6 protein-coding genes and 1 pseudogene are annotated in these 6,085 nt (G+C 62.6%); 1 reads left to right on the top strand and 6 read right to left on the bottom strand.

Annotated features, from left to right (window positions below):
* The 6 genes and pseudogenes from EN984_RS19155 to cyoA all read right to left on the bottom strand — a co-directional run.
* Window positions 1-225: pseudogene (locus tag EN984_RS19155) on the bottom strand (aromatic amino acid aminotransferase); the annotation flags it as partial.
* Between the two features lie 143 nt (window positions 226-368).
* Window positions 369-1,070 carry an SURF1 family protein gene (locus tag EN984_RS19150; RefSeq protein ID WP_127272300.1) on the bottom strand — a complete coding sequence of 234 codons (702 nt, stop codon included), beginning with the start codon at window positions 1,068-1,070 and terminating at the stop codon, window positions 369-371.
* Between the two features lie 96 nt (window positions 1,071-1,166).
* The gene (gene cyoD, locus EN984_RS19145) at window positions 1,167-1,547 is read right to left on the bottom strand and encodes a cytochrome o ubiquinol oxidase subunit IV (RefSeq protein WP_127270910.1); all 381 of its coding nucleotides are present in this window, start codon (window positions 1,545-1,547) and stop codon (window positions 1,167-1,169) included.
* Window positions 1,544-2,170 (bottom strand): cytochrome o ubiquinol oxidase subunit III, encoded by a 627-nt coding sequence (cyoC, locus tag EN984_RS19140; protein WP_127270912.1) that lies wholly within the window; start codon window positions 2,168-2,170, stop codon window positions 1,544-1,546. Before cyoC ends, cyoD begins: the two co-directional genes overlap by 4 nt.
* Before the next feature lie 5 nt (window positions 2,171-2,175).
* Window positions 2,176-4,188 carry a cytochrome o ubiquinol oxidase subunit I gene (gene cyoB / locus EN984_RS19135; protein WP_127272301.1) on the bottom strand — a complete coding sequence of 671 codons (2,013 nt, stop codon included), beginning with the start codon at window positions 4,186-4,188 and terminating at the stop codon, window positions 2,176-2,178.
* A gap of 15 nt (window positions 4,189-4,203) precedes the next feature.
* Window positions 4,204-5,373, bottom strand: coding sequence for a ubiquinol oxidase subunit II (cyoA, locus tag EN984_RS19130; RefSeq protein ID WP_127268837.1), 1,170 nt, complete (start codon window positions 5,371-5,373; stop codon window positions 4,204-4,206).
* Window positions 5,374-5,540: 167 nt separating this feature from the next.
* On the opposite strand from cyoA, the gene EN984_RS19125 reads away from it, so the two are divergent.
* On the top strand, window positions 5,541-6,085 hold a 545-nt coding region (locus EN984_RS19125), incomplete at its 3' end, for an MFS transporter (protein WP_164765527.1).

Below are 6,085 nucleotides of genomic sequence, written 5' to 3'. Positions count from 1 at the left end.
GTTGAAGCCGGTATCGCCGGCAAGGCCGAGATAGGTCTTGGTGTCCTGGGCCTGCAGCAGGCGCTGTTCCGCTTCGCGCACGGCGCGCATGACCGGCGTCTTGCCGTCGCGATCCTTGTAGACGCCGACACCGAGGTCGACCTTGTCTGGACGCGGATCGGCGCGATAAAGGCCGATCAGGGCGAGGATCTTGTCGGCGGGGGCGGGCTGCAGGGCTTCAAACATCGAAAATGGTTCCATTGGCGCGGCGGAGTGATACGCAAATCGGTCGCGTTTCGCCAGCGGTTTTAGCTAGGTGCTCCAGCCCGAGGCGGGGGTGCCGGGAAGCCTGCCCTGCCTGCTCCTTTCAGCTTTGCCTCGGCCAGCGGTCAGCCCCCGCCGTGTTTCCCAGTCTGCCGCAACAGATAGATGACCGCGCCCAGCACCATCAAGGCCAGCCCGAACCATGTCAGGGCATAGGCCAGATGGTTGTTGTGGAACGAAACGACCGTCAGGCCGCCGACCGGCCACCCTCCCGGATTGGGCGCGGCATCGGCATCGATGAAATAAGGAGCGACCTGCCCGAGGCATTGCGTCGTGGCGATCGCCTGCACATCGCGCGAATACCAGCGGTTGGCGGCCGGATCGTTGTTGCGCAGGAAGCCGCCCTTCGGTTCGGTCAGGCGCAGCAGGCCGCGAATTCCGGTGTGATCGCCCGAGGGCTTGCCTGCGAGGCGGGTTGCCGGATCGCGCTTGTCCGTCGGCACGAAGCCCCTGTTCACCAGAATCGTGAAGCCATCATCCGCTCGGAACGGCGCCATTACCCAGAAACCACCGCCGCGATCGGTGACCGCCTGGACCAGGGTCTCGCGATCACCGAGGAACCGGCCCGTGACGGCAAGCTGGCGATACTCATCATCCCTGGCGTTGATCTCTGGCCAGGCCGAAGGCGCCGGGGCGGCCACAGGTACCGCCTTGAGACGCTGGTCGACACGCTCGATCAGGTCGAGCTTCCAGACGCGGCGCTCCAGCTGCCAGATACCGAGCGCCGAGAACCCTGCGACGCCGATGGCACCGCAAAGGCAAAGCACCAACAGCGTCCATGGTGAACGCGTAACCCTTTGGCCGTCGCCTGTATTCGAATGCGGTGTCGTCCGCGCCTGTTCATCCAAAGCCAGGTCCCTCTCTCAGGGTATCTGACTCATGTCATGGCCGGGCATCATGTTGGCGTTCAGATGGTACATGACCCAGAGCGAGCCCGTCAGCGCGATCACCACCAGGATGAGGGTGAAGATCAGGGCCATCATGGTCCAGCCGCTCTCCGACCTGGTGTTCATATGCAGAAAGAACACCATGTGGACGATGATTTGCACGACGGCGAAGGCCATGATGGCAATCGCCGAAGCCATCTGATTGCCGAGTGCGTTGGTCATGACCAGCCAGAAGGGAATGGCGGTCAGCACGACGGACAGGCCGAAGCCTGTCAGATAGCCGCGCAGCGAGCCGTGATCGACGCCGTGACGCGCGTGGCTCTGGTCGCTGGTGTCTGTGTGGTGGCCGGCGCTCATCGCAACATTCCCATCAGATAAACGAAGGTAAAGACGCCGATCCAGATGACGTCAAGGAAGTGCCAGAACATGCTCAGGCACATCAGGCGCCGCTGGTTCGCGGCGATCAGCCCGTGCCTGGAGACCTGCACCATCAGCACCACCAGCCAGACCAGGCCGAAGGTGACGTGCAGGCCGTGCGTTCCGACCAGCGTGAAGAACGATGACAGGAAGCCGCTGCGCTGCGGCGTCGCCCCCTCGTGGATGAAATGGGCGAATTCGTAGAGTTCGATGCTGAGAAAGGCGAGGCCGAACAGGCCAGTGATCACCAGCCACACCTGCATGGGTTTCACCCGTCCCTTCGCCATCTCCAGCATCGCGAAGCCGTAAGTGATGGAGGACAGGAGCAGCATGGTGGTGTTCAGCGCGACCAGCGGAAGATCGAACAGATCCTTCGGCGCGGGTCCGGCCGCGTAATTGCCACCGAGCACGCCGTAGACCGCGAACAGCATCGCGAAGATGAGGCAGTCGCTCATCAGGTAGATCCAGAAGCCGAGCATGGTGCTGCTGCCGCTCTCGGCATGGCCGTGGTCGTCTTCCAGGTGGAAGACCGTGTCGTCGATCACCGTGTCGGCGTGTGCCATGGTGCTTATCCCGCCTGGCTGGTGGCTGCGAGCAGGCGTGTCCGCTCGTCCTCGACGCGGGTGACGTCACTGGACGGAATGTGGAAGTCCCGGTCGTAGTTGAAGGTATGCGCGATGGCGTAGCCGATCAGGGCGACGAAGCTGACGATCGCCAGCCACCAAATGTACCAGATGAGCGCCATGGCAAGCACCACGCTCAACCCGGCCAGGACGACGCCGGCTCCGGTGTTGCGCGGCATGTGGATGTCGCGGAAGCCCGTCAACGGACGCTGGTAGCCGCGATTCTTCATGTCCGCCCAGGCGTCGAGATCGTGGACGACGGGCGTGAAGGCGAAATTGTAGGCCGGGGGCGGCGACGAGGTTGCCCATTCGAGGGTGCGCCCGTCCCACGGATCGCCGGTATCGTCGCGAAGCTGCTCGCGCCGGCGCACGCTGACGAAGATCTGGATGAGGAAGGACAGGATCCCAAGCAGGATCAGGAAGGCGCCGAAGGCGGCGATGATGAACCAGATCTGCAGCGAGGGATCCTCAAAGGTGCGCAGCCGGCGCGTTACGCCCATCAAGCCGAGGATGTAGAGCGGCATGAAGGCGAACCAGAAGCCGACCACCCAGAACCAGAACGACATCTTTCCCCAGAACGGATCGAGCCGGAAGCCGAATGCCTTGGGGAACCAGTAGCTGATGCCGGCAAACAGGCCGAACAGCACGCCGCCGATGATGACGTTGTGGAAATGCGCGACCAGGAACAGGCTGTTGTGGAGCACGAAGTCGGCCGGCGGAACCGCGAGCAGCACGCCGGTCATGCCGCCGACGACGAAGGTCAGCATGAAGGCGACCGTCCACATCATCGGCAGTTCGAAGCGGATGCGGCCGCGGTACATGGTGAACAGCCAGTTGAATATCTTGGCGCCTGTCGGGATCGAAATGATCATCGTTGTGATGCCGAAGAACGAGTTGACGCTCGCTCCCGATCCCATGGTGAAAAAGTGATGCAGCCAGACCAGGTAGGACAGGATGGTGATGACGACGGTCGCGTAGACCATCGACGTGTAGCCGAAGAGCCGCTTGCCGCAGAAGGCCGAGGTCACTTCCGAAAATATGCCGAAGGCCGGCAGGATCAGGATGTAGACCTCGGGGTGGCCCCAGATCCAGATCAGGTTCACGTACATCATCGGATTGCCGCCGAAGTCGTTCGTGAAGAAGTTGGTGCCGACATAGCGGTCGAGAGCCAGCAGGGCCAGCACCGCCGTCAGCACCGGGAAGGCGGCGACGATGAGCACATTGGTGCAGAGCGCGGTCCAGGTGAAGATCGGCATTCTCATCATGGTCATGCCAGGCGCGCGCATCTTGACGATGGTGCAGACCAGGTTCACGCCCGACAGCAGCGTGCCGACGCCCGCCACCTGCAGGGCCCAGATATAGTAATCGACACCGACATCGGGACTGTAGCCGATCCCCGACAACGGCGGATAGGCAAGCCAGCCGGTGCGGGCGAATTCGCCGACGAACAGCGACATCATGACGATGACCGCGCCGCCGACCGTCATCCAGAAGCTGAAATTGTTGAGGAACGGAAACGACACGTCGCGCGCGCCGATCTGCAGCGGGACGACGAAATTCATCAGGCCCGTCACCAGCGGCATCGCCACGAAGAAGATCATGATCACGCCGTGCGCGGTGAAGATCTGGTCGTAGTGATGCGAATTGAGATAGCCTTCCGAACCGCCGAAGGCCATCGCCTGCTGGAGCCGCATCATGATGGCGTCGCTGAAGCCGCGCAGCAGCATGACGATGCCGAGCACCATGTACATCACGCCGATGCGCTTGTGGTCGACGCTGGTGAACCATTCGCGCCACAGATAGCCCCAGAGCTTGAAATAGGTCAGCGCGCCGACGAGGGCGATGCCGCCCAGCGCGACGACTATGAAGGTCGCGACCACGATGGGCTCGTGCAGCGGCAGCGACTCGAGCGTAAGCCGGCCGAAGATCGCCTTGAGAAGAGCAGGATTGTCGAACATGTCTTGCGTGGCGCCTCAGGAGTTGAAGGGCGACCGAAGCGTGCCGGTTGCGGAAGGTGACGGCAGTCGGATCGACAGGGGCAGTGGCCGTTGCAGACCAGCGCCGACGATCGGCGTCGAGGTCATCGGCGTGAAGGATTGATCGGCCTTCGAAGCCGCCAGTGCTTCTTCGGTCGTGCATATGCTGGCGACATAGGATGGGGCAGGGCCGAATATCGTGCCGCGCCGGGCGAACTTGTCGTACAGTAGCGGAAGGGTGTTGCGGATGCCGGCCATTCCCAGACCGCCCTTGGCATCGATCTGCGACATCTCGCTCATGCACATCTTGCCGGGCTCGACGCACATGTTGAGGATCGCCTTGTAGAGATCGGCATCCACCGCCGCATAGTGGCGCACGGGTTGGTTCTCGCTGGGCTGTTCGAGCTCCAGATAGCCGTTTCGGTCGAGCTTGCCGCCGCCGTCCTTTGCCTTCGCGATCCATGCCTGGAAACCGGCGTCGTCCAGGCCGTGGAACGCGAACCGCATTCCCGAGAAGCCGGCGCCGCTGTAGTTGGCGGAGAACCCTTCATAGTCGCCGGACTTGTTTATGACGGCGTGCAGCCTGGTTTCCATACCCGGCATTGCATAGATCTGGCCGGCCAGTGCTGGAATGTAGAAGGAGTTCATCACCGATGCGGAGGTGATGCGAAAGCTGATCGGCCGGTCGACCGGCGCAGCCAGTTCGTTGACCATGGCGACGCCGTACTCCGGATAGATGAACAGCCATTTCCAGTCGAGCGCGACGACTTCGACCTCAAGCGGACGCACGTCCGGCGGCAGCGGCTTGCCGGCCGCTACACGTCCGATCGGACGATAGGGGTCGAGCAGATGGGTGCCCATCCAGGTCACTGCGCCCAGGCAGATTATGATCAGAAGCGGCACCGCCCAAATGACGAGTTCGAGATGGGTCGAGTGGTCCCAATCCGGCTCGTAGCGCGCCTCGCGGTTGGACTGGCGGTATCGCCAGGCAAAGAATATGGTGAGAGCCATCACCGGTATGATGACGATCAGCATCAGTGCCGTGGACACCATCAGCAGGTCGCGCTGCTGCGCGGCGACGTCGCCGGCAGGGTTCATGACGACCATGCTGCAGGAGCCGAGCGATGCCAGCAGGGGCAGCAGGAAAAGGGTACGGAGACGGCTCAATGTATGACCTGTCGGTTGTTCCCCCCAGTGCTAGCCGTACCGCGGCAATGAAGGCATTGGACAATTTGTCCAATGCCGCAATGACGCGGCAGGCCTCATCAAAGCACCTGGCCCGCGCACATGGCAAGCGATCGTAATGAGACCGCGGCGGGGCGACGGAGAATGCTGTGAGCCCAACTTCTAAGATCGAAGCCGACGCAAGACGGATCAACGCGCGGCATCATGAAGTGAAGCCCGGCGAAATCGCCGTTGGCGTCATCATCGGCAGGACGTCGGAATTCTTCGACTTCTTCGTCTACGCGATCGCTTCCGTCATCGTTTTTCCGAAGCTCGTATTTCCTTATGCCGACCCGTTGACCGGCACGCTCTACTCCTTCGCCATCTTCGCGCTTGCCTTCATCGCGCGGCCGATCGGCACGGCGATCTTCACCGCGCTCGACCGCGCCTACGGACGCAGCGCCAAGCTCACCATCGCGCTGTTCCTGCTGGGGACCTCGACCGTGTCGATCGCCTTCGTGCCCGGTTACGACCAGATCGGCCAGGCTTCGGCCTGGCTGCTGGCCATGTTCCGGATCGGTCAGGGACTGGCGCTGGGCGGGACATGGGACGGACTTGCCTCGCTGCTGGCGTTGAATGCGCCCGAAAAGCGCCGCGGCTGGTATGCGATGATCCCGCAGCTGGGCGCACCACTCGGGCTCATCGTTGCCAGCGC

The organism is Mesorhizobium sp. M7A.F.Ca.CA.004.12.1.1 (assembly GCF_003997835.1).
In the GTDB taxonomy this organism is placed as follows: domain Bacteria; phylum Pseudomonadota; class Alphaproteobacteria; order Rhizobiales; family Rhizobiaceae; genus Mesorhizobium.
This window is presented reverse-complemented; position numbering and strand designations above follow the sequence as displayed.